18 protein-coding genes, 1 pseudogene and 1 riboswitch are annotated in these 22,539 nt (G+C 71.9%); of the genes and pseudogenes, 13 read left to right on the top strand and 6 right to left on the bottom strand.

The window, feature by feature from the left end:
* Window positions 1-65: 65 nt before the first annotated feature.
* The 8 genes from ACFXMF_RS02860 to ACFXMF_RS02895 all read left to right on the top strand — a co-directional run bounded on the left by ACFXMF_RS02860 (window position 66) and on the right by ACFXMF_RS02895 (window position 9,019).
* Window positions 66-401 (top strand): EthD family reductase, encoded by a 336-nt coding sequence (locus tag ACFXMF_RS02860; protein WP_379991520.1) that lies wholly within the window; start codon window positions 66-68, stop codon window positions 399-401.
* 191 nt (window positions 402-592) lie between these two features.
* Window positions 593-787, top strand: a riboswitch (cyclic di-AMP (ydaO/yuaA leader).
* Between the two features lie 105 nt (window positions 788-892).
* Window positions 893-1,525, top strand: a complete 633-nt coding sequence (locus ACFXMF_RS02865; protein WP_360317528.1) for a transglycosylase family protein — start codon at window positions 893-895, stop codon at window positions 1,523-1,525.
* Between the two features lie 710 nt (window positions 1,526-2,235).
* Entirely contained in the window at window positions 2,236-3,612 is a 1,377-nt protein-coding gene (locus tag ACFXMF_RS02870) for a DUF6421 family protein (RefSeq protein WP_360317526.1), read from the top strand.
* Between the two features lie 46 nt (window positions 3,613-3,658).
* Window positions 3,659-4,360, top strand: a complete 702-nt coding sequence (locus ACFXMF_RS02875; RefSeq protein WP_360317523.1) for an SDR family NAD(P)-dependent oxidoreductase — start codon at window positions 3,659-3,661, stop codon at window positions 4,358-4,360.
* Window positions 4,342-5,409, top strand: a complete 1,068-nt coding sequence (locus ACFXMF_RS02880) for a low specificity L-threonine aldolase (RefSeq protein WP_360317521.1) — start codon at window positions 4,342-4,344, stop codon at window positions 5,407-5,409. Before ACFXMF_RS02875 ends, ACFXMF_RS02880 begins: the two co-directional genes overlap by 19 nt.
* Before the next feature lie 526 nt (window positions 5,410-5,935).
* Window positions 5,936-7,297, top strand: a complete 1,362-nt coding sequence (locus ACFXMF_RS02885; RefSeq protein ID WP_379991254.1) for a carotenoid oxygenase family protein — start codon at window positions 5,936-5,938, stop codon at window positions 7,295-7,297.
* A 171-nt stretch (window positions 7,298-7,468) separates the two neighbouring features.
* Window positions 7,469-8,191: a hypothetical protein gene (locus ACFXMF_RS02890; protein ID WP_379991253.1), complete on the top strand. Its 723-nt coding sequence runs from the start codon at window positions 7,469-7,471 to the stop codon at window positions 8,189-8,191.
* A 108-nt stretch (window positions 8,192-8,299) separates the two neighbouring features.
* Window positions 8,300-9,019, top strand: coding sequence for a hypothetical protein (locus ACFXMF_RS02895; RefSeq protein WP_379991251.1), 720 nt, complete (start codon window positions 8,300-8,302; stop codon window positions 9,017-9,019).
* Between the two features lie 16 nt (window positions 9,020-9,035).
* Here the strand turns inward: ACFXMF_RS02895 and ACFXMF_RS02900 are convergent, their stop codons facing one another.
* Together ACFXMF_RS02900 and ACFXMF_RS02905 are read right to left on the bottom strand one after the other, a co-directional pair.
* Window positions 9,036-10,841 carry a cholesterol oxidase substrate-binding domain-containing protein gene (locus tag ACFXMF_RS02900; RefSeq protein ID WP_379991249.1) on the bottom strand — a complete coding sequence of 602 codons (1,806 nt, stop codon included), beginning with the start codon at window positions 10,839-10,841 and terminating at the stop codon, window positions 9,036-9,038.
* A 362-nt stretch (window positions 10,842-11,203) separates the two neighbouring features.
* Complete coding sequence (locus ACFXMF_RS02905) at window positions 11,204-12,604, bottom strand: sensor histidine kinase (RefSeq protein ID WP_379991247.1); 1,401 nt, start codon at window positions 12,602-12,604, stop codon at window positions 11,204-11,206.
* 275 nt (window positions 12,605-12,879) lie between these two features.
* On the opposite strand from ACFXMF_RS02905, the gene ACFXMF_RS02910 reads away from it, so the two are divergent.
* The 5 genes and pseudogenes from ACFXMF_RS02910 to ACFXMF_RS02930 form a co-directional block, all read left to right on the top strand.
* Window positions 12,880-13,851, top strand: coding sequence for an alpha/beta hydrolase (locus ACFXMF_RS02910; protein WP_360317507.1), 972 nt, complete (start codon window positions 12,880-12,882; stop codon window positions 13,849-13,851).
* On the top strand, window positions 13,844-14,977 hold the full coding sequence (locus ACFXMF_RS02915; protein ID WP_379991246.1) for an acyltransferase: 1,134 nt from the start codon (window positions 13,844-13,846) through the stop codon (window positions 14,975-14,977). Before ACFXMF_RS02910 ends, ACFXMF_RS02915 begins: the two co-directional genes overlap by 8 nt.
* Before the next feature lie 67 nt (window positions 14,978-15,044).
* The gene (locus ACFXMF_RS02920) at window positions 15,045-16,388 is read left to right on the top strand and encodes a sensor histidine kinase (protein ID WP_360317503.1); all 1,344 of its coding nucleotides are present in this window, start codon (window positions 15,045-15,047) and stop codon (window positions 16,386-16,388) included.
* A gap of 5 nt (window positions 16,389-16,393) precedes the next feature.
* Window positions 16,394-17,062: a response regulator transcription factor gene (locus ACFXMF_RS02925; RefSeq protein ID WP_360317501.1), complete on the top strand. Its 669-nt coding sequence runs from the start codon at window positions 16,394-16,396 to the stop codon at window positions 17,060-17,062.
* Window positions 17,063-17,235: 173 nt separating this feature from the next.
* Window positions 17,236-17,400, top strand: a pseudogene (locus ACFXMF_RS02930) (NAD(P)-dependent oxidoreductase); the annotation flags it as partial.
* 37 nt (window positions 17,401-17,437) lie between these two features.
* Here the strand turns inward: ACFXMF_RS02930 and ACFXMF_RS02935 are convergent.
* The 4 genes from ACFXMF_RS02935 to ACFXMF_RS02950 form a co-directional block, all read right to left on the bottom strand.
* The gene (locus ACFXMF_RS02935; protein ID WP_360317499.1) at window positions 17,438-18,505 is read right to left on the bottom strand and encodes a beta-propeller fold lactonase family protein; all 1,068 of its coding nucleotides are present in this window, start codon (window positions 18,503-18,505) and stop codon (window positions 17,438-17,440) included.
* Window positions 18,505-19,410 (bottom strand): GNAT family N-acetyltransferase, encoded by a 906-nt coding sequence (locus ACFXMF_RS02940; protein ID WP_360317497.1) that lies wholly within the window; start codon window positions 19,408-19,410, stop codon window positions 18,505-18,507. The genes ACFXMF_RS02935 and ACFXMF_RS02940 overlap by 1 nt, the downstream gene beginning before the upstream one ends.
* Before the next feature lies 1 nt (window position 19,411).
* Window positions 19,412-21,325, bottom strand: coding sequence for a peptidase C14 (locus tag ACFXMF_RS02945; RefSeq protein WP_380020503.1), 1,914 nt, complete (start codon window positions 21,323-21,325; stop codon window positions 19,412-19,414).
* 356 nt (window positions 21,326-21,681) lie between these two features.
* On the bottom strand, window positions 21,682-22,512 hold the full coding sequence (locus tag ACFXMF_RS02950; RefSeq protein ID WP_360324873.1) for an SDR family oxidoreductase: 831 nt from the start codon (window positions 22,510-22,512) through the stop codon (window positions 21,682-21,684).
* Between the last annotated feature and the right edge of the window lie 27 nt (window positions 22,513-22,539).

A 22,539-nucleotide genomic window follows, 5' to 3' on the forward strand; every position in this document is an offset into this window, starting at 1 on the left:
CGCGCCGGACGCACCGGGCACCACCGGCAGGACCCACATCCACCACACGATCGTGAGGATTCGGCATGTACAAGCTGACCGTGCTCTATGGCCACCCCGAGGACCCGGCGGCGTTCGACACCTATTACTGGGAGAAGCACGTCCCGCTCGCCCGCACCATGCCCGGGTTGACCGGCTGGACCATCGGCAAGTGCGAACCGGATCCGTCCGGCGCGCAGCCGCCCTATTACCTGGTGGTCGGGCTGTACGCACCGACCCGCGCCGGTATCGAAGCGACCCTGGATTCGCCGGAGGGGCGGGCCGCGGTGGCCGACGTCGCCAATTTCGCGACCGGCGGGGCGACGTTCCTGTGGGACGAGGAGCGGGTAGTCGTACCTGTGGAGCTGCCCGCGACGGAATAGCTCGTCGCTGAAGCACGGGTGAGCACGCGGCTGCGCACCGTGGACGTCGAAGCCGTGACCTGCGGGGTTGGCGACATATCGGGCAAATCGGTGTTATTCCGCCCTATGGGGCACCTCACAAATCACCCGAAATGTTTGCCAACCCGGCGGAGCGGTGCGTAGCTTCGTGGTTGTTCGCACAAGCGGACTCCCCGGGTGGTACGCCGAATCCTGCCGCCGCCCGAGGGAAGCAGTCGATATCGACTGGCGGCAGGAGCGGGGGAACCAAGTGAGTGCCGACATCGGCCACGTCGATGTCTGGGGTGAAGCCATGCCTGTTGCAGGCGAGGCCGGGCCAATCGTCCGAACCCGACAGCTAACTTCGTAGGCGCCCGACGAGGTAATAAATGACCTTCCGTGCCATCACCGCTCCCGTTCGCTCGCTCTCTCGTGGCCGTCGCGCCGGCATCGCCGTCGCCGCCGGTGCGGGTCTCGTCCTTCCCCTCGTGGGCATGACGGGCAGCGCGAGCGCCGCGACCTCGTCCACGTGGGACGCGGTCGCCCAGTGCGAGAGCACCGGGAACTGGGGTATCAACACGGGCAACGGCTTCTCCGGCGGTCTGCAGTTCACCCCGAGCACCTGGAACGCGTTCGGCGGCAGCCAGTACGCCTCCAGCGCCGCGCAGGCCACCAAGGACCAGCAGATCGCGGTCGCCGAGCGGGTCCTGGCGAGCCAGGGTCCGGGCGCCTGGCCGGTCTGCTCGCAGAAGGCCGGCCTGGGCAAGGGCGGCAACGCCTCCGCCACGGCCGACTCCGCGACCACCGGCAAGACCAAGAGCAAGGTCGAGCCGAAGGCCGCGCCCAAGGCCGAGTCCGTGACCGAGAACGCGCCGAAGACCTCCACCGGCAACGCGCCGAAGGTCCAGGTGCAGGACAAGCAGGACAAGCAGGACGCGCCGAAGTCGGCCGCGACCAAGCAGACTTCGGGTTCCGGCAAGTACACCGTCAAGGCCGGTGACACGCTCTCCGGCGTCGCCGCGAAGCTCGGCGTCAAGGGTGGCTACAAGGCCCTGTACGCCGCGAACGCGGGCGTCATCGGGGGCAACCCCCACCTGATCTCGGTGGGCACCCAGCTCGCCGTCTGATCCAGCGCCACCACGTAGGCCCCGCCGAGTACTTCGGCGGGGCCTACGCCCGTTTCGGGGCAACGGTCAGGCGCGGACGGGCGAGCCCGGGGTGCGCGCCGCCGCGACGGTGCCGAACAGCGTGGCCACGTGTTGCAGGGCGCCGGCCGGCATTCGCCCCGGCGGCAGGATCTCGTCCACGGGATGCACGGGCGCCGCCCCGCCGGCGGGGCGGCCCGCCCGGCGCCTCGGCCGCGTTCTCGCCGGCAACGGTCTTCCTGGTGGTTCTCCAGCCCATGATCGGTGCCTCCACATCGGGTGCCGTCGCGGGACGGCCCGGCCCATCGGACATGCGGGATCGCAGGATCGTTCGCGGGATCGGGCAGCGGGAGTGGATGCGGATCCGAGGGCGCTCCCCGGCCAATATTCCGCTATACGGAATTGGTATTCCATCAAGCAGGACGAAACTGTAGGGACGGGCCGGATCGACGGTCGATAGCCACAGACCTCGGCGACCGGGTCGGCGAAATCTTGAGCCTTCCTCCAGAGGTGCCGGATGCACCGCCGCCGCGCCCGGGAGATGATCGAACAGGGCCGCCCGGCAATCTCAACTTATTCGGGCAAAACATACCCATGACGATAAGATTGCGTTTGGAAGGGCCTTGCGGCGTTAAAATCTTTTGACATAGGTTCGCCTGACCGTGGTTCCTGCTTTCTCCTGAGAGGGTTCCATGTCGAACATGACCCGCGTAGCCGTCCGTACCGCCGTCGATCACCCGCTGTGGCCCGTGCTCAAACGGTCCGTCGCCGACCTGCGTCCGTTGCAGGCCGAGGACGGTTCGATCGAGCCGTCCGGGCACGCGTCCGCCCGGGCGCTGGTGGCCGACATCACCTCCTCGATCACCGGGCTCGCACCGCTGTTCCCGCACGACGAGGCGTACCTCGATGCCGTCGTGGCCGACTTCCGGCGCTGGTCGGCGGACGGTTTCGGCCGCCCCGACTTCCTGGACTCGCTCGTCGCGTTTCGCCCGGAGCGGGACCGGCGGGACGGGCTGGAGCACCTCGTCGTGTTCCCGATGAACACCCAGAACGGCAACCCGAAGCGCAACGTCGAGGCGGTGCTGCTGCGGGTGGTGTGGCCGCAGTGGCTGGCCGAGTTGGAGGCCGGGCGCTACGACAACGCGATGTTCGTGCCGATCGCGTTCGTCGACTTCACCGACGGCTACGACACCGACTCTGCGGTGCTCTTCCCGGAGACGGTGGCCGTGCGCGAGGTGCCGCAGTACACCTGGGGCGGCATCTTCTGCGACCGCGAGGCGGCTCGCTTCCGTCGGGTCGGCGCCGCTGCGGCGCGCACGCTCGGCCTGGAACTTCCGCCGGAGGCGGCGGAGTTGGTGCAGAGCCAGCAACTCGCCCAGGACGCGTTCGTGTTGTGGGACCTGATCCACGACCGCAGCCACATGCGCGGTCCGATGCCGTTCGACCCGTTCATGATCAAGCAGCGGATGCCGTTCTGGATGTACGCGCTGGAGGAGCTGCGGTGTGACCTGACCGCGTTCCGCGAGGCGGTGCGACTGGCCGAGGAGGGCGTGTCGACCGCTCGTTCGGTGCAGTACGCGGTGATCTTCGACCGGCTGTTCCGCTTCCCGGTCACCGGCGGCCGGGTGCGCAACTACGACGGGTTGGGCGGCCAACTGCTGTTCGCCTACCTGCATCGCGCGGGTGTGGTCGAGTGGGCGGACAATCGGCTCACCGTGGACTGGGATCGGATCACCGACGCGGTGCTCGGGCTCTACGACGAGGTGGACCGGCTCTACCGCGCGGGGGTGGATCGCTCGAAGGTCGGCCACTGGCTGGCCGGTTACGCGCTGGTCGCCGAGTACGTGCAGCCGCACCCCGGTTCGGTGTGGGCCAAGGGAGCCGCCGCGCTGCCGATCGACGGGCCGCCGAAGGCGCTCGTGGACGCGGTGTTGCCGGACGAGTTCCCGCTGAGCATGTTCTACGAGGCGCTCAACCGGCGACTGCGCGAGGTGATCGCCTCGACCCGGGGGATCACCGCGGACAGCCCCGCGCAGGATTCGACCGAGCGGGCGGCCGAGGCGTCGTGACGGCCAACGGCGCGGCGAACGACACGGTGAACGAGGAGTGGGTGCGATGAACGGTCTCGACGGTGCGGTGATCGCGGTCGCCGGCGCGGGTGGGCCCGCCGGCCACGCGGTGCTCGCGCGGCTGACGCGGGCCGGTGCGCACGTGTACGGCGCGGACGCGAACGCCGAGCGGTTGCGCGACAGCGTGGACGCGGCGCCCGGGGCCCGCGGCGCGGTGGTGGATCTGCTGGACGCGGCCGCCACCCGCCGATGGGCGGCGGACGTCGAGCGCGAGCACGGTCGGGTGGACGGCCTCGTGCACCTGGTCGGCGGGTGGCGCGGGGGCAAGAAGTTCGGAGACAACTCGCTCGACGACTGGGCCTTCCTGCACGACCTGCTCGTGCGCACCGTGCAGCACACCAGCCTCGCCTTCCACGAGGCGCTCGCCCGCAGTGCGAACGGGCGCTTCGTGTTGGTCTCCGCGGCGGCGGCCGGCCGACCGACCCAGGGCAACGCGGGCTACGCGGCGGCCAAGGCGGCTGCGGAGACCTGGACGCTCGCGCTCGCCGACGCGTTCGCCGAGAGCGACGCGGCGGCCACCATCCTGGTGGTCAAGGCGCTCGTGAACGACGCGATGCGGCAGGCTCGACCCAACGCAAAATTCGCCGGCTTCACCGACGTGGTCGACCTGGCCGACGAGATCGCCGGCCTGTGGACCACCGCGGCAATCGACCTGAACGGGAAAAGACTGTGCCTGAACGTCCCCTGACCCCGCGTCACGACCCCGACGCGCGCGGCTTCGCGAGCGACAACTACGCGGGCATCCACCCCGAGGTGTTGGCCGCGATCGGCGCGGCCAACGGTGGCCACCAGATCTCGTACGGCGAGGACGTGTACACCGAGCACCTCGCCGACGTCTTCCGGGCGCACTTCGGCGAACGCGCGCAGGTGTTCCCGGTGTTCAACGGCACCGGCGCCAACGTGGTCGGTCTCCAGTCGATGACCGACCGCTGGGAGTCGGTGATCTGTGCGGCGTCCGCGCACATCCACGTGGACGAGTGCGGTGCGCCGGAGAAGGTGGCCGGTCTGAAACTGCTCACCGTGGACACCCCCGACGGCAAGCTCACCCCCGAACTCGTGGACACCCACGCGTGGGGCTGGGGCGACCAGCACCGGGCGCAGCCCCGGGTGGTCTCCTTCGCGGAGAGCACCGAACTGGGCACCGTCTACACGCCGGACGAGATCGCCGCCTTGGTCGCCCACGCGCACGAGCACGGCATGCTCGCGCATCTGGACGGCTCGCGCCTGGCCAACGCGGCCGCGGCGCTGGATGTGCCGCTGCGCGCGCTGAGCACCGACGTCGGGGTGGACGTGTTGTCCTTCGGCGGCACCAAGAGCGGCCTGATGTTCGGCGAGGCCGTCGTGGTGCTCAACCCCGACGCGGCGCGCGGCGTCGGCTACCTGCGCAAGGCCGCGATGCAACTGGCCTCGAAGATGCGCTTCGTGTCGGTGCAGTTCGAGGCGCTGCTCGCCGGTGACCTGTGGCTGCGCAACGCCCGGCACGCGAACGCGATGGCGACGTTGCTCGCGGAGAAGGTGGTCGACCTGGACGGTGTGACGCTCAGTCGCATGCCGCAGGCGAACGCGGTCTTCGCGGTGCTGCCCCCGGACGTCACCGAGCGCATGCAGAAGCGGTTCCGGTTCTACACGTGGGACGAGTCGATCGGTGAGGTGCGCTGGATGACGTCCTTCGACACCACCGAGGGCGACATCGAGGCGTTCGCGAGCGCGCTCGGCGAGGAGTTGGGCGCGCGGTAGGGCGTGCACACGGATGGTCGGCGGGCCGGGGACGGTAAGTCCCGGCCCGCCTTCGCGTGTTCGTGTTCGGTCCGGCCGGGGGTCGGGCCGGGGCGAAACTGTCCGCGAGCAGGTCCAGGGCGGTGCCGAGCAGCGTGTGGGGGTGTGGCCCATGCCCGTGAACCGACCGGCCACCTCCAGGCCGATCACGCCGTGCGGTTGCGTCCACACGAGCACCGCGCCGGCCGGCGCCGGACCCGCGTGTCGCGCTTCGCCGGCCGCGCCGCCGGCGCCGGCCGGCCCCGCCTTCGTGCCACCCTCGGCCAACTGCCGCACCGCGATCGCCTTGATCTCGGTGCGCGTCTGCTCGCGACAGCGAGCCCCGCGGGCCGGACGGAGAGGCGGGGGTCACGGGTGTGCCCTTGCGTCGAGCCTGCGATCAGCGATGGCGAGTGTCAGTATGCATAACTGGCGCGACTGATCGTAACTCGATGATCGGGCGACCGCCCGGATCCGGCCGGTCCCCTCCGAAGGGAGAGCCCTGCGCATGAACGGCACGCCGCCGGACCTCGAAAAGCCTTACCTCGTCGGCCACTTCGCGCCCGTCGCCGACGAGATCAGCGGGTTCGACCTCACCGTGCGGGGCACGCTGCCGGCCGAGTTGAACGGTCGATACTTCCGGAACGGACACAACCCGAAACCCGGGGATGTGCCCACCCACTGGTTTCGCGGCAGCGGCATGCTGCACGGGATACGGCTGCGGGAGGGGCGTGCCGAGTGGTACCGCAACCGCTGGGTGCGCACGCCCGCCCTGGACGGCGCGCCGTTCCAACGCGAGGACGGCAGCGTGGACCGGACCGCGAGCGTCGCCGGCACCCACATCGTCGAGCACGGCGGTCGGTTGCTCGCGCTCCAGGAGGCCAACGTCCCGTTCGAGGTGACCCGCGAGTTGGCAACGGTCGGCCCGTACGACTTCGCCGGTCGGTTGACCACCGCGATGACCGCGCATCCGAAGGAGGACCCCGTCACCGGTGAGTTGCACTTCTTCGGCTACTCGCCGTTCCCGCCGTTTCTGACCTATTACGTCGCGTCCGCCGCGGGCGCGATCACCCGGGCCGAGGTGATTCCCGGCGCCGGCCCCTGCCTCATGCACGACTTCGGCCTGACCGAGCGGCACGTGGTCTGGCTGGACCTGCCGGTGGTGTTCAACCCGGCCGAACACTCCGGCATCCCGTACCGGTGGAGCGACTCCTACGCGCCGCGGATCGGTGTGATGCCCAGGACCGGGCCGGCCGCGGCGACCTGGTACGACGTGGCGCCGGGCATGTTGTTGCACGTGGCCAACGCCTACGAGGACGCGCGCGGGCGGATCGTGGTCGAGGGGCCGCGCTTCGATCGCTCCTCCTGGGAGAGCAGTTGGAAGTGGTGGGTGGGCGCGCCCGGGCACCCGCAGACGCCGCTGATCGGCGCGATCCGGCACCGGTGGATGCTGGATCCGGTCTCCGGCGTGGCCGGCGAGGAGGACCTCGACTCGCTGGTCGTGGACTTCCCGACCATCGACGCCCGCCGGACCGGCCGACCGCACCGGTTCGACTACGCGCTGGCCTTTCCCGGCGCGGGGCTGCACGAGCATGCGATCGTCAAGTACGACGCGAGCACCGGGGAGCGGCAGGTCGCCGGTCAGGGGCCGGGGCGCATGCCGGGCGAGGCGGTGTTCGTACCCGCCGCGGCCGGTACCGCCGAGGACGACGGCTACCTGCTGACCGTGGTCGGCGATCTGGCCCGGGACGGCTCCGAGTTGCTGGTGCTGGATGCGCGCGACATCACCGCCGCACCGATCGCGACGGTCGAACTCCCGCGCCGGGTCCCGGCGGGCATCCACGGGTCCTGGATACCGGACCGCGACTAGACTCCCGGCCGCACGCGGGGGGCTGCCGCGTGCGGGTGCACCCGCACGTCCCCGCGGCGCGGCGGGGCCGATCGGCGTGCCCTACAGTCCGAGCAGGTCGCCACTCGGGGTGGCCGGATCGCCGGGTGGGGGAGTGGAGTTCGGGTGCGTGCGGCCAAAGGTTTGGGAGCTTTGCTGCTGGTCGGGACGACGGTGTTGGGCATCGTCCTGTATTTCGTCGAGGACACGTCGTTGGCCGACCTGTTGTCGCTGGGCGCGGGTGCGTTGTGCCTGTTCTGGTTGATCATGGTGCTGACCGTGCCGTGGAACCTGCACTTCCAGGCCCGGCGGTTGATCCGGGAGATCGCGATCAGCCGGGAGCGTGGGCTCGCGGTCCCCGAGGCGCGTGAACCCGAGGCACGTCGGATCGCCCGTCGGTTGTTGTGGGGCGCGATCGGCGCGCATGTCGTCTCGGCGGCGGTGATCGCGCTGATCACCTGGATCTCCGGTGGCGTGGTGGGCTATTGGTTCGCCGGGTTCTACCTGCTCAGCACCCTGTTCCGACCCGGCCAGGCATACCTGGAGCACCTGGGGCAGCGGCTGCGGAGCATGTTGCGCGAGGTGACCCACCCGCGCGAGGACGTGCTCGCGCTGATCGACCGGGTGACCACGTTGGAGCGCAGGGTCGAGGGGCTGGACGAGCGGACCACCGTGCTGATCGAAACGGTCGCGCTGCTCAAGACCACGACCGGGCAGGACGCCGAGCGGGCGACCGAGCAATTTCACGCGGCCGACCGCAAGATCGACGCGCTCGGGCGCCGATTCGAGGACACCATCAGCCAGTTGACCGACAACCGGGAAGTGATCTCCGGGATCAAGGCGTTCCTGCGGCTGTTGCGCACCGAACAGAGCTGATCGCGGTCCGGTACGCGGGCCGGGGCGCCGTCCCGGGGGATCGGCGGCCCTCCCGCGCCGCCCCGGCAATTGCCGGTGCGGGCGATCGCCACCTGGGAGGATGGCGCGGTGCACGCGTCGACCGAAGCCACCGAGAGCAGCCGGGCCCGCCGAATCGGCGACCCGCCCCGGGCCTTCCCCGCCGACCTGGTCGGGGAGTTCGAGACGCACGTCACGGTGCGTACGGACGATGTGGACACGCTGGCCCGCCGGGCCGGCGGCTACGGGGTGGGCCTGACCCACATCGTGCTCGCGCGCGGGCGCACGGTGTCCCAGCCGATGCTGACCGAGCGGGCGACCACGACGCTGACCCGAGCCCGCGAGCGGGCCGCCGCGTTGGCCGCGGAGCTGCGCCGGGACGGATATTCGGTGACCCGGATCAAGATCGAGGCGGCGCCGTGGCACCCCGGCGTGCCGCGCACGGACGCGGCGGCGCGCGCGCTCGGGCCCGAGTCGTACTTCGAGCATCACCTCAAGCTCGTGTTGACCGGGGACGTCGACCCGGCCGCGCTTGCCGCCGCGGTGGTCGGGCACGGCGCGCATCTGTCGTACAACGCGCGCCGTGTGCGGGCGGACGGACGGTCCGAGCGGTTCGTCACCCAGCGCTGCCACCGGGTCGGCGACGAGGCCGCCGCCGCGGCGACGGCGGCCCTGGTGGCCGCGCTGGGCGAATACGAAATCCATTCTGTGGAACGGGAGTTCGTCGTACACGACGACAACGGCGCACTGGACGACGGCTGGCTCGACGCGAACGAGAACGGGCACGAGAGCGGCGACGCCGGCGGGTGACGATCGGGCGGGTGGGTCAGGGCAGGAGAAGGTCGAGGAAGGTGTTGGAGAAGACCCGGCCCGGATCGTACTTGTTGAACGTGGCCCGGGCCGCGTCGAAGTTGCTCGTCGTGGGCAGCCCGGTGCGGAAGGAATTCGGGATCCGACCGGTCACCGCGGCCGTGTCGGTCCACGCGCCGTCGACCCCGTACGCCCAGCCCTTGGACCACTCCGGCCGCACACACGCGTAGTTGCCGGTGTAGTTGCCCCAGATCCAGGCGTCCATCTGTTGGTAGAAGTCGTGGTTGGCGGGCGTGCCGGGCAGGGTCGCCACGTCCAGCCAGACCACGGTGTCCCACTCGGGGTGGTCGGGGCGCGGCCGGGCGGCGGACAGGGTCGGTTCGACCGCGTTCGCGGTGACCACCTCGCTCGCCCGGTCGATGCCGGTCACCCGAAGCTCGATCGGACTGTTGCACGGATACTGGCCGTTGGCCTTGTATGCGCCCAACAGGCCGGTGTACCGGACGAAGAACTCGTTGAGCACCCGCTGCACGTTGGCCCGCGCCGTCAAGACCGCCCAGCCGCCCTCGTGGATGCGCAGCGTGGTCGGCTCGACGAAGAGCTGGGTGTTCTTCGACCATCCCCAGATGTCCCAGGTCCAGGTCACGATCAGGCCCGAACCCACGACCGCCATCTCGGCGTTGGTGAACACCTCGGTCGCGCCCACGTTGCCGGTGGCGATGTCGGCCAGGAACTTCGCCTGGTCCTCGGTGACGAAGTTGGCGAACGTGTACGGATACGGATTGTCCACCCGGGTGGAGACCCACGGCTTGCTCGGCGCCACGCTCCACACCTTGAGCCAGGGCACGGTGGTGAACGGGAACCAGATCACCTCGACCCGACCCGAATCGCGGATGTAGTCGGCGAGTTTCTTGCCACCGCCGCCGGCCGGGCCCAGCAGTGTGCCGATCTGGTCGTGGTAGAAGTTCTGGCAGCGCAGCCGTTGGTTCGCGTTGGTCTGCAGGGTGACCTCGGTGACGAAGGCACGGCCCAGGTGCACCAGGAACGGACCGATCTCCGGGTCGTTGCGCTGGAAGGTGCGGAGCACGTACGCGCCGGCGGCCTGGTTCCACACCACCGCGGTCAGCGACAACACCAGGTTGCTCAGCGTGCCGTACGTACCGCCCTGCGGCAACGTCTCGCCCGGCGTCGGGATCCCGCTGCCGTGCGCGCCGATGGCCAGCACACCGCCCACGCTCAGCTTGCCCGGCGCGGTGGTCGCGATCAGCCCCCGCCCGGCCTGTTCCAGTGCGGTCAGCAGCCGTTCGACGCTGCACCCGGTCTCGACGGTCACCGTGGTGGGCGATCCCGGGTTGACCACCAGCGAGGTCAGATGTTGCGTGGTGTCGACCATCAGGGTGTGCGAGGTGTCCGCGCCGGTAGGGATCAGGATCGGCGACCAGTTGTGGCTCATTCCGCGCGGGCGCAGCCGATAGCCCTTGGCCCGGGCCCAGTTCGCCAGGATCACCACATCCGAGGGGTGCGCGGGCACCGCCGTCCAGACGTCGTCCGCGCGCAGTTCACCGGACCAGTTCCGGTACTGCTGCACGCCCAGGGTGATGCCGGTCGGGAAGTCGGGCGGGGTGGGCGCGGCGCCCGCCTCGCTCGCCGGGATCAGACCGACGGGCGTCCACTGGGTCGCCGCGAGTGCGGCGGCGCCGGCGAGGCCCCCCAGGAGCGTGCGGCGCGAGGGCGCGCCGGACGCGGGGCTCGACGGGTGGGTCGGGGGGTCGGTGGGGTGGTCCGGACGCACGTGGTTCGAGTGCCCGTGCTTCGAGTTCACGCGGTTCGGATTCATGGGGTTCGGTCGTGGCATCAGGTCGCCTTTCCGGGCGTCCCGAGGGCCTGCAGCCCGGGGGAATTCGACATGCGGAAGCGGAGGTTCCGATTCCGGACGATCGATCTGCTGCGGTGCCGAGGTGCCGGTGGATCGCGATGCGAGTGCTGCGTCGGGACCGGTGGATGTTCCCGGGTCCACGACGTGACGGCGTGCCTGGACGGTGCGTTGCCGAGTCGGCGTCCGCCGCCGGCGGCTCGCGAGGTGGTTGGCCCGAGGGTCCATCCGGGGGCCGGTCAAGTCAACACCCAAGCGCCGGTGACACGTGTCGAGGATGCGGAATCCGGCCCGGACGGATCAGCCGGGTATCAACCGATTTCGGGGTGTGACCCGGTGAGTACTCCCGGTGGCGATTCCGGTTCCGATTGTGCGCGTTGCCCGCCGGTACGCCCTGCTCGGCCGGCGGCCCGCAGCGCGCGTGATCGAGTCGGCCGGTCGACCGCGCTCGGCGCGGCTTCCGGCTCCCGGGTCGACCGCTCCGGCGCGGCCGGGGTCGGTGCCGGCGGATCCGTCGGCTCGGCCGATTCGGCCGATTCGGTCGATTCGGTCGGCGCCAGCGGCAGCCGCGCGTCCAAGGCGAAACCGCCGTCCGGACGCGGGCCCGCGCCGAAGCTGCCACCGGTCAACTCGATCCGGCGCGCCAGCCCGACCAAGCCGGTGCCGCCGGAGCCCAGTTCGATCTCGCGCGGACCGGTGGCCGCGGTATTGGTGACGGTGATCCGCAACTCGGCGGGGCCGTACCGGAGCAGGATGCGAACGAAGGCGCCGGGGGCGTGTTTGTGCACGTTGGTCAGCGACTCCTGGACCACCCGATACGCGGTGCGCACCACCACCGGCGAGGCGGGTCGCACGGTGCCCCGCACGTCCAGGCGCACGTCCACGCCCGCCGCGAGCGACTCGTCGACCAGCGCGGACAGGTCGAGCACCGCGGGTTCCACCGGCGCGCCCGCGGTGCGCTCCTCGGCGGTGCGCAACACCGCCACCAGGTCCCGCAGTTCGGCCAGCGCCTGGCAGCCGGTGGAGCGCAGGTCCTCGGCCGCCGTACGGGTCGCGTCGTCGGGCGCGCGCAAGCGCATCGCGCCGGCCTGGAGGACCATCAGGCTGACCCGGTGCGTGACGATGTCGTGCATGTCCCCGGCCAGCCGGTTGCGTTCCTCCTCGCGTGCCTGCTCGGCGCGCAACTCCTGCTCCCGTTCCGCACGTTCGGCGCGCTCGCCGAGCGCGGCGAAGAGTCGGCGGCGGGAGGCGATGTACAGGCCGTAGCACGCGGGGGTGAGGATCACGAGCATGTTCGCGGTGCCGTTGCCCAGATCCCGCCAGTCCCACGGGTGCCAGGTGGCCACGCACAGCACCCCGATGGTCAGCCACATCCTGCGCCGATCCTGCACGTACACCGCGACGGCGTAGGCCGCGAAGCAACCGCCCAGGGCCTGTTCCTGCAACAGCGTGAGCGCCGCGATCCACGCGCACAACACCGGATGCCGGCGCCGGATGATCAGCACCAGTCCGGAGGTCAGCTCGACCAGGAACGAGATCTGCGCGCCGGTGTCGGTGAAGTCGCCGCCATCCCGCAGGTGCTGGGCGAAGTTGAGCCCCGAGGTGAGCAGCCCGATCGAGACGGCGAGTGTGACGTCGAAGGCGAACGAGCGGCGGGCCGCGGACCAGGACGGGAACGGGCGGCGGATCGACTCGACGGGGCGAAAAGTCACGGATTCCACGGTAGCCGGCCTGGGCCGGCGCGCGTCACCCCAGCGGAGGAGAGGCGGGGTGGTACCTGAGACTCGACCCGATGTTCCCCGCGCCCGGCCGGCGGCGCCGGTTGCCGCGGGCGGGCACGGCTTCGGTGGTTCGTCCGTGTTCGCGGCCGCCGACCGACCCGGGTAGTCCCGGAGAGCTACTCCCGAGGTCCACTCCCTGGTGCGACGCAGGCTACCGCCGCCGATTCCTAGCTTCGTGTCCGGTACTTCGAGGACGGGAGCGGGACATGGGTGGTCGGCTGCGAATGGCTCTGGTCGCGGCGCTGGTGGCCGGGACGCTGGCCGGACCCGGCGTCGGTGTCGCGGAGGCCGCGGCGCCGAACCCGCCGACGCTGCCAGCGATGTCCGCGGCGACCCTGGGCGAGCGCTACGCGGCCAACCAGCGGGCCATCGCGGAGGCGGCCGGTCTGGCCCGGGACACCGGGCACACCGCACGTGCGGACCACCTCGCGCGGATGGCCGACCCGGCCCGGAGCTTCCTGGCCTTCGACGGCCGCGCCGGGCGGGTCCGCGCGGTCGAGGTACTCGGCGACCTGGCCGGCGCGGACCGGATCGCGATCGTGGTGCCGGGCAGCGACAGCGACCTGGACCACTTCGACACGCGCGGGAACAAGCCGTACTCCACGCCGGCCGGCGGCGCCCGCGCGCTGTACGACGAGATCCGCGCCCAGGAGCCGAACGCGCGGGTCGCGGTGATCGCCTGGCTGGGCTACTCGCCGCCGCGCACGATCAGCCTCGACGTACTGACCACCGGCCGGGCCGACGACGGGGCGCGCGAACTGCGCCGCTTCGTCGCCGGGTTGTACGCGGTGGCGCCCGCCGCCGGAGTGTCGCTGCTGTGCCACTCGTACGGCTCGGTGGTGTGCGGGCGGGCGGTCTCCCGGATCGACGTCGCCGACCTGGCCGTGTTCGGCAGTCCCGGCCTGGGCGTGGACGAGCGGGACGACCTGGGCACCGGCGCCCGGGTCTGGGCCGGGCGGGGCGGTTCGGACTGGATCGACCTGGTGCCCAACGTCCGCATCCCGTTCTTCGACACCACCGTCGGCTTCGGCGCCGACCCGACCGGAGGCGGCTTCGGTGCCCGCGAGTTCGCGGCCGGCGGCGGTGGCCACTCCGACTACCTGCGGCCCGGTGGGCCGGCCCTGCACAACCTCGCGCTGATCGCGCGCGGCCGCGCCACGGAGGTGACCCATGCGTGAACCCGGCGTCCTGGTGCGACGGATCGAGAAGGCGACACCGGCGGACCGCGAACGCGAGGTGGACGGCCTGCGGGCGATCGCCATCCTGGGTGTCGTGTTCGGCCACTGGATCGTCACGGGCGTGTCCGCGGGCGCCGACCACTGGCAGACCGACAGCCCGCTGCGCCACCTGCCCGACTACGCGCCGCTCACCTGGCTGCTCCAGCCGCTCGCGGTGTTCTTCCTGGTCGGCGGGTACGTGGCCGCCCGGTCGTGGGCACGCGCGGACGGCTACCGCCGGTGGGCCCGGCGGCGGATGATCCGGCTCGGCCGGCCGATCGCCGCGCTGCTCGTGGCGTGGACCGCGGTGATGGCGGTGCTCGCCGACTTCGTGGCCGGGGACACCCTGCACACGGTCGGCAGACTCGTGGTGTCGCCGCTGTGGTTCGTGCTCGTCTACGCCGGCCTGACCGCGCTCACCCCGCTCGTGGTCCGCCTCGGCCGGGCCGCACCGGTCCTTGCCGTCGGCACGGTCCTGGTGGTGGACCTGACCCGCTTCGCCGCCGACGGACCGGCGGTGGTCGGCTGGGTCAACGTGCTCGCCGGTTGGCTCGTCCCGTACAGCCTCGGGGTGCTCTGGGCGGGGCCGCACCGGGCCCGGATCGAGCGACTCGGCGGTTTGCCGGCGGTGGTCGGCGGGCTCGCCTGCGCCGGGCTGATCCGCTACGGCGGCTATCCGGTGAGCATGGTGGGCGTCCCGGGCGAGCCGATCTCCAACCTGAACCCGCCCACGCTCGCCGCGGTCGCCTTCGGCCTCGCCCAGTGCGGACTCGCGCTGCTGGTGCGAGCCCCGCTGCGGCGGGCGCTGGGCCGGCGGCCGCGGACCTGGGCGGTGGTCGCGCTGGTCAACCTCTCCGCGATGACGGTGTTCCTGTGGCACCAGAGCGCGATGCTCGCGGTGACCTGGCTCGGCATCGCGCTGGGCGGGCTGCCCGGTCTGGGCACGGCGCCGGTCGACCTGCCCTGGATCGTGGCCCGGATCGGGTGGATGCCGGTGTTCGCGGGGGTGCTGCTCGGGTTGTGGGCGGTGTTCCATCGTTGGGAGGCGGGCGGACGCGGCCCCGGGGACTCCCGGCGTAGCTCCTGAGAGTGACGCCCGGGATCCCCCGGGGCGGGGATGCCGTGGACCGGTCGTGCCTCGTAGCGTGCTGCGGGTGAGTGTCGAGGCGGGCAGAGCGAAGCGAGCGGTTGATGCCGGGCGCATCGACGAGCCCGGCGGCGGTGCGGCCTGGGTCGGTCGGATGAACCGAGGGCTGACCGCGCTGCGCGAGGACCTGTTCGACGTTCGGGTCCGCACCGAGCGCCCGCCGGCCCCGTTCGGCAGCATGGGGATCGCGCGCGGCCTGCTCTACGTGGCGGTCGTGCTCACCGTGGGCATTCAGGGTGCAGTCCTGGCGGGTTACCCCGGGGTGTCCGGCGGCTTGGCCTTCGCGCTGGGCCTGGCCGCGGGTGCGCCGATCCTGCTCGCGCCGCAACGGCCACTCGTCGCGTGGTGGATGTCGCTCGGCGCGACCGTGGCGTGCGCCCTCGCCGGTGAGTCGAACGGGCATGACCACATCCAGTGGCCGTGGACGGCCGTGGGTGTTTTCGCGCAGGTCGTGGTGATGGCCTATGTGGCCTTCCATGCCCGGCTGCGCATCATCGTGGAGACGTGGATGATCACCGCGTTGCTCGGTCTGGTGCTGGTCCGCAACGCGCAGCACGACCCTTCGCACTGGGGCACGATGCCGGCGGTCGCGGTGATCACCGCGATCGTGATGGTGGTCGTGGTCGCCTTCCGGGGCCGCAGCGACGCGCGCCGCCAACTCGCCGTGCAATCGGAGCTGACCGCCACCGAGCGCGAGCGCAGTGCGCTTCTGGAGGAACGCGCGCGGATCGCCCGCGAGTTGCACGACGTGGTCGCGCATCACATGTCGGTGATCGCGATCCAGGCAGAGGCGGCCCGGTATCGGGTCGACGACCCACCACCCGAACTGCTCCAAAGCTTCGTCACGATCCGCGCCAACGCGGTCGACGCGCTCACCGAACTCCGGCGCGTACTGGGCCTGTTGCGCACCGAACAGGAGGCCGAAACCGAGCCGGGCGAGCCGCCCCGGCCGGCCCCGCTGCCCACCCTGGACCGGCTGCCCGACCTGCTCGAGAACGTGCGCGCGGCCGGCATGACGGTGGAGTGCGTCGTGCTCGGCACCCCGCGCCCGTTGCCGCAGGGCGTCGACCTGTCCGCCTACCGGATCGGCCAGGAGGCACTGAGCAACGCACTGCGGCACGCGCCCGGCGCCCGGGTGCGGGTCGAGGTCGGGTACGGACCGACCGGGATCGCCCTGCGCGTGCACAACGAGCCCCCGCCACTTCCCGGGCCGCCCGCGCGGGAGGGCTCCGGACACGGCGTGCTGGGCATGCGCGAACGGGCGGCGATGATCGGCGGCACCCTCGAAGCCGGGCATACTCCCGACGGGGGCTATCACGTGGACGTCTTCCTGCCGACCGAGGAGCAGTGACATCGATGGCCATCCGGGTACTGATCGCCGACGACCAGATGATGGTGCGCGAGGGCTTCTCCGTCCTGCTCGGCGCGCAGCCCGGGATCGACGTGGTCGGCGAGGCGGTGCACGGGCGCGACGCGGTCGAGCAGGTCGCCGCGCTGCGCCCGGACGTGGTGCTGATGGACGTGCGGATGCCGGTCCTGGACGGGCTGGCCGCGACCCGCGAGATCACCGCCGATCCGAGCGGCACGACCCGGGTCCTGGTGCTGACCACGTTCGACCTGGACGAGTACGTCTACGAGGCGCTGCGCGCGGGCGCGAGCGGCTTCCTGCTCAAGGACGCCTCGGCGCTGCAACTCGCGCACGCGGTGCGGGTGGTGGCCGCCGGCGAGGCACTGCTCGCGCCCACCGTGACCCGCCGGCTGATCGCCGAGTTCGCCCGGCTCGGCCCACCCACCGGCGGGCCGCGCGGGCGGGTCGAGCAACTCACCGAACGGGAGACCGAGGTGCTCTCGCTGATCGCCCAGGGGTTGTCCAACGCGGAGATCGCCGCGCGGTTGGTGGTCAGCGAGCAGACCGTCAAGACGCACGTGAGCCGGCTGCTGGCCAAGCTGAACCTGCGCGATCGCACCCAGGCGGCGGTGTTCGCGTACGAGAACGGCGTGGTGCGGGCGGGCGAGGGGCGCTGACCCGCACTCCGCTCGGCCGGCCGTCGCAGCGGTGCGCTCCCAGGTGTCGATCGGCCGGGTCCGGTGCACCCCGGCCGGCAGCAGCGGTTGCTCGCTCCGGGAGACCCGGGCGGCCGACTCGGCGCCTCCCGGCGTGGGCCGCGGACTTCCTGCCGCACGCTGCGGCCGGGCCGGTGCCGGGTTTCCTCGCCTTCTACGCGCCGCGGCTGGACGCGGACGAGCACGACGGCGACGTGGACACCCTGGCGATGGCGGTGGCGAGCATCGAACACGTCGTGCACACCACGCGTGATTCGGGCGTGGACGCGGCGCTGCCGAGCGCGGTCCCGGAGGTGTTCCGCGGCGGCGTGCGGTCCGGATTCGCCAAGGACGGCTTCACTCGGCTGAGCGAACTCCCGCGCTCGGCCCGACCCGGTCGGGCCCGGGTTCGGCCGCCCGCGCCGACAGCCGGCGGATCGGCAACAGGCAGCGTGGGTCGGGGAGGTGCAGGGCCATGCCGAGCGGGCGCAGCAGGCCGGTGCCGGGCGTGCGGCGGAACGCGCCGACCGCGTTCGCGTCCGGCAGGGCGGCGTACAGGACGTCGCCGACGAAGGCCAGGTCCTGCGGGTCGGCGCCGCCGGCGGGGAGGTCGGACATGGTGTGCGGGGCGGCCGTGGCCAGGGTGGTGATGGTGCCGGGGCCGCGGTTGGCGGCGTACACGTGCGCGCCGTCGGGGGAGGTGACGATGGCCGAGGGCAGGCCCGGCGCGGGCAGCGGATGGCGGGTCAGGTCGGGCAGCGCCAGGATCGCCGGATCGAGTTCGCCGAGCAGCCAACGGCCGCTCAGGTGTCGCGGGCCGGTGCCGGTCGGGACGCGGTGGGTCGAGCGCAGCCGCAGTCGGCCCGCGCTCAGGTGGTAGGTGAGCAGCACGTCGCCGCCGAGGTCGACCACGGTGAGCGTGCCCTGGTCCTCGAACACGATCTGGTGTGGGTGCGCCGCCGATTGCCGCTCCGGGTGTGCCCGCGAACCCGGTCCCGGCAGCGCGACCTGCTCGCTCACGCCGGCGAGCGAGCCGTGCTCGTCGAGACGGTGCACGATCAGGTCGCCGCTGCCGTAGTTGGCGGTGACCAGGTGCCCGCCGTCCGGGCAGACCGCGAGATGACACGGGATCGCGCCGCGCGACGAGGCCCGCTGTCGCAATCGCGGGTGCCGGCTCGGCTCGATCACGGTGATCGAGCCGTCGAGTGCCTCGTCCACGCCGTAGACCAGGTCCAGACGCGGATGCCGGGCCGCGTAGGCGGTGCGCACCGCGAGCGCCGGCCCGGTCTCGGCGAGTGCACCGGTGTCCGGATCGGCCTCGCACACCACCGTGCGTTCGCCACCGACCAGGATCGGTGCCCGGCTCGGCGGCACGGGGTGATTCCTCGCCGAGCCGGGCGGTTCGTGGTCGTCCCGACGGGACATCAGAACGAGTCCCCCAGCCAGTGGATCGCGCCGGGAGCGTCGACCGTCGCGCGTACCCGCGCCCGGTCGCTCTGGATCGGCCGGGCCAGGCCGAACGTGGTGTGGCCGGTGCTGACCTCGGTCAACAGTGGGCCGATCGCCCGGGTCAGCGCCGCGTCGATCGGCACCCGCAACGTCACCACCGTGCCCGGACCGCCGAGTTCGCACAGCGCCTCGCGCAACAGCGCGGGCAGCGCGTACGGGCGGCCCGGGCCGCAGGCCACCTCGACCACCTCGCCCAGGTCCGGGCGGATCACCGCGTAATCTCCGTCCTCGGTGGTCAACACCCGGGCGGGCGCGGCGTACCAGTGGCCGAACCGGTGCACCCAATCCGCCGGCGAACGCACCGTGGTCAGCGGCCGGTTCGCGTTCGCGGCCGCGTGCGCCAAGGCCATCCGGGGCAGGTCGGCGGGCTGCGCCGGCCGCACCCGAAGGTCGCCCCACGCGGCCTCGGGACCGGCCACGCCGCGCAGGTGGGGCGCCGGGAACGCCTCCCACCCGGACCCGGTGTACACCCCCGGCGTGCCGCTGAACATCAGCGACCACGCGCAGCCGTACCGGGTCATGTCGTCGATCGCCGTCACCAGCAACCGGCGGATCAACCCCCGGCCGCGGGCCCGGGGCGCACTGGCCACGCTGCCCACACAACCGACCACCTCCACCCCGCCCGTCGCGTCGCGGATCGGCCGGGGCTGCCAGTGCAGCACGGCCTGGATCCCGTCCTCGTCGGCCGCGACCAGGGTGCGCGGATGCCGACCCGGGTCCTGCGCGTGCAGGGCCGGCAGGTCGGGCGCGTCCGGGAAGGCCACCGCCCACAGGGCGTGCAGCGCGAGGTCGTCGGCCGGGGTGGTGGTGCGCAGTCGCATCTCAGAGCGCCAGGTTCCCGGTGGTGAGCACGCGTGCCCCGTCGGCGGGCAGCGCGGTCCGGGCCACACCGTCCTCGACGCACGTGGTGTGCAACATCGACGACACGCCGGCGAACGCCTGCGGGCGCAGCTCCAACCGGCCGCCGGTGAACCGGGTTCCGGTGGCCACCCAGTGGTTGACCCCGGCATCCAGTCGGGCGTGCGCACCGTCGGTGGTCGAGGCCGCGTCGTGCAACTGCCAGCGCACGACGCCCGTTCCGGCACCCCGGGACAGCAGCGCGCCGGCGCCGTTGCCGCCGCTCAGCCGGGTGCCCGCACTCACGTGCACACTCTGGTCGCGCACCGCGGACAGCAGCACGCCGGTGTCCGTCAGCGTGCTCGCGGTCAGCCGCAACACGGCCGAGCCGACCTCCAACGGCGCGGCCGCGGGCCCGGCTCCGACGATCGTGCATCCGTCGAAGTCGACCTCGCCCGAACCGCGCAGGATCGCGCCGTCCACACCGGTGAGGGTGCAGTCCCGAAAGTGCACGGTGTTGCTCACCGGGGTCTGTACCAGCACCTGCTTCGCGGGCAGGTCGAACGTGCACCCCTCGATCACGTTCGGCCGGGTGGAGCGGGCCGAACGTTGCCCGATCGCGAACGTGCGCGCCACACAGCCGCGCAGTTGTACGCCGTCCGCGTTCACCTGGAGCGTGCCGCCCGGGTCGAACGTCGGTCGGGGGATCACCCGGACGTTCTCCAGGGTCAGGTCGGTGATCTTCGTACCCGCGACGAACCACGAGCAAGAGTGGTCGCGCACGGTGATGCGTTTGGCCGAAGTACCCCACAGAGCACCGGAGTTGGCGATGTCCATCAGCCCCGAGTTGCCCTCGAAGAGCAGGTCGTGCTCGTACTGGCCGTGCGTGGTGAACGGATTGCCGCCCTGGTCGTCGCCGTCCCCGTGGCAGTTGACCACGTGACAGTAGGCGGACGCGGTCAGGTCGTTCAGGTGCCGGGCGTTGCTCGACACGCAGTCCTCGACCCGGCCGTACAGGCAGTAGATCTGCTGGGTCAGGTAGCCCGCGCCGCCGTACATCACCGTCGGCGGGTTCTTCAGCGACGAGCGCGCGGTATGGAAGTGGGTGCACCAACGGCGCATGATCACCGGCCAGAACGACCCGGTGGCCTCGATCCCGCTCACGTCGCAGCGCACCGCGTACTCGTAGGCGATCGGATGCGAGCCGGTGTACTCGTCGTCGTTCGGGCCGGCGCCGAGGAACACCATGTTGCGTACGTCCGCGCGTCGGACCGGTTCGACCCGGGTCCAGGTGATGCCGCGCCCGGCGGCCAGTTCCCAGCCGTTGAGGTAGTCCACCCGGATGTGCCTGCCGTCGACGATCTGGGTGATCTCGACCAGCTTCTGCAACTCGCGCTCGTAGATGCCGCCGCCGGCGATCGGGTCGATCTCGACGGTCCACCACTCGCCGACCTTGAACGCGCCCGAGTCCGGGACCGGGAAGGCGTCGGTGAGTTCGATGACGGTCTCGGCCAGCGGATACTTCACCACCGACTTGGTGACGGTGCCCTTGAAGTACAGGACGGCGCCGAAGGGGTTGTCGTGGGTGTTCTTCTCGATGCCGGTGGTGCGGACGGTGTGTCCGCCGAAGTCGAGGACGATCCGGGAGCGGCCGAAGGTGTGCCGCTTGACGAAGAGCAGGTCGCTGTGGGCTTCGATCCGGTGGATGTAGGGGTCGCCGACCATCGCGTCCAGGGCCGCGTCGGCGGGGACCTTGTCGTCCAGGATGCCGAACCGGCGGAAGTCCATCACCCCGTCGTGCACCTGGATCCACCGACCCTCGCGCCGGGAGGAGCCGAGCGCGTGCACGGTGCCGCCGTTGGCGGGCAGCTTCGAGCGCGGGTCCCAGCGCACCACCATGCCGCCGCCGTCACCGGCCGCGTGGTAGCCGGCCACCAGGACCATCGTGTCGGCGGGCAGCCGGCGGGTTTCCAGGTCCAGCAGCGCGGCGATCGTCGGTACGCCGACCGAGAGTTCGCGGCGCCCGCCGTCGCGATCGTCGTCGGGGGAGGCCGAGGCCGTGCCCGCGGCCGCCGTGCCGGCGAGCAGCAGCCCGCCCAAGCCACCCGCGGCCAACAACCGGCGGCGGGACGACGAAGGGGAAGAACCGAGTGAGGACATGGGGGTCCCGCTCACTTTCTCGATCCGTGCACGAAGGGGGTATTCGGGGCGCGCGGGTCGCTCGCACAGGAGAGCGACCCGCACGCCCCGGTGAATCAGAGCGAGTTGCGATACGGCGGCATGTAGCGCATCCGGGGCAACTGATCGGCGAGCACCCCGCCGTCCACGACGATCCGGGTGCCGGTCACATAGGACGCGGCGGGCGAGGCGAGGAAGACCACGGCGCCCGCGCACTCGTCCGGGTCGGCGTACCGGCCCAGCGGGATGCGTTCGCGGTAGGCGGCCTCGAACGGCTCGCGATCGAGCGGGAATTCGCCGTCGATGGGGGTGACGACCATCCCCGGGGCCACCGCGTTGACGGTGATGCCGTGCGGGGCCAGTTCCACCGCCAGGCTCTGCACCAGCAGGTCCACTCCCGCCTTGGAGGCGTTGTAGTGGGCCAGACCGGCCTCGGCCACGTGGGCGTTCTTCGAGGTCACCGCGATGATCCGGCCCGGCACGCGGTCCGCGATCATGTGCTCGGCGACCCGCTGGGACAGGAAGAAGACCGCGTCCAGGTTGACCGCGAGCACCCGGCGCCAACTCGCCACGGTGACCTCGTTGAACCGCTCCAGGGCGGCCGTGCCCGCGTTGTTGACCAGGATGTGCAGCGGCCCGACGTCGGCCCGCAGCTCGTCCACGTAGCCGGCCAAGGCGGCCGTGTCGGCCAGGTCGAACGGCCGGATCCGGGCGGTCCGACCGGTGGCCTCGACCAGGGCGCTCGTCTCGGTGAGATCCACGCCCGGCCGATCGGTGAGCACGACGTCGGCGCCCGCCGCGGCCAGGGCGACCGCGAACGCCCGGCCCAGGCCGCCGGCGGCGCCGGTGACCAGGGCCGTGCGATCGGTCAGCGCGAAGTTCGCGCCTGGCCCACCGGCCGGCGGCAGGCCCGGCCCGCCGGGCGCCGCAGTGCC

This window comes from Embleya sp. NPDC059213, assembly GCF_042754445.1.
Taxonomy (GTDB): domain Bacteria; phylum Actinomycetota; class Actinomycetes; order Streptomycetales; family Streptomycetaceae; genus Embleya.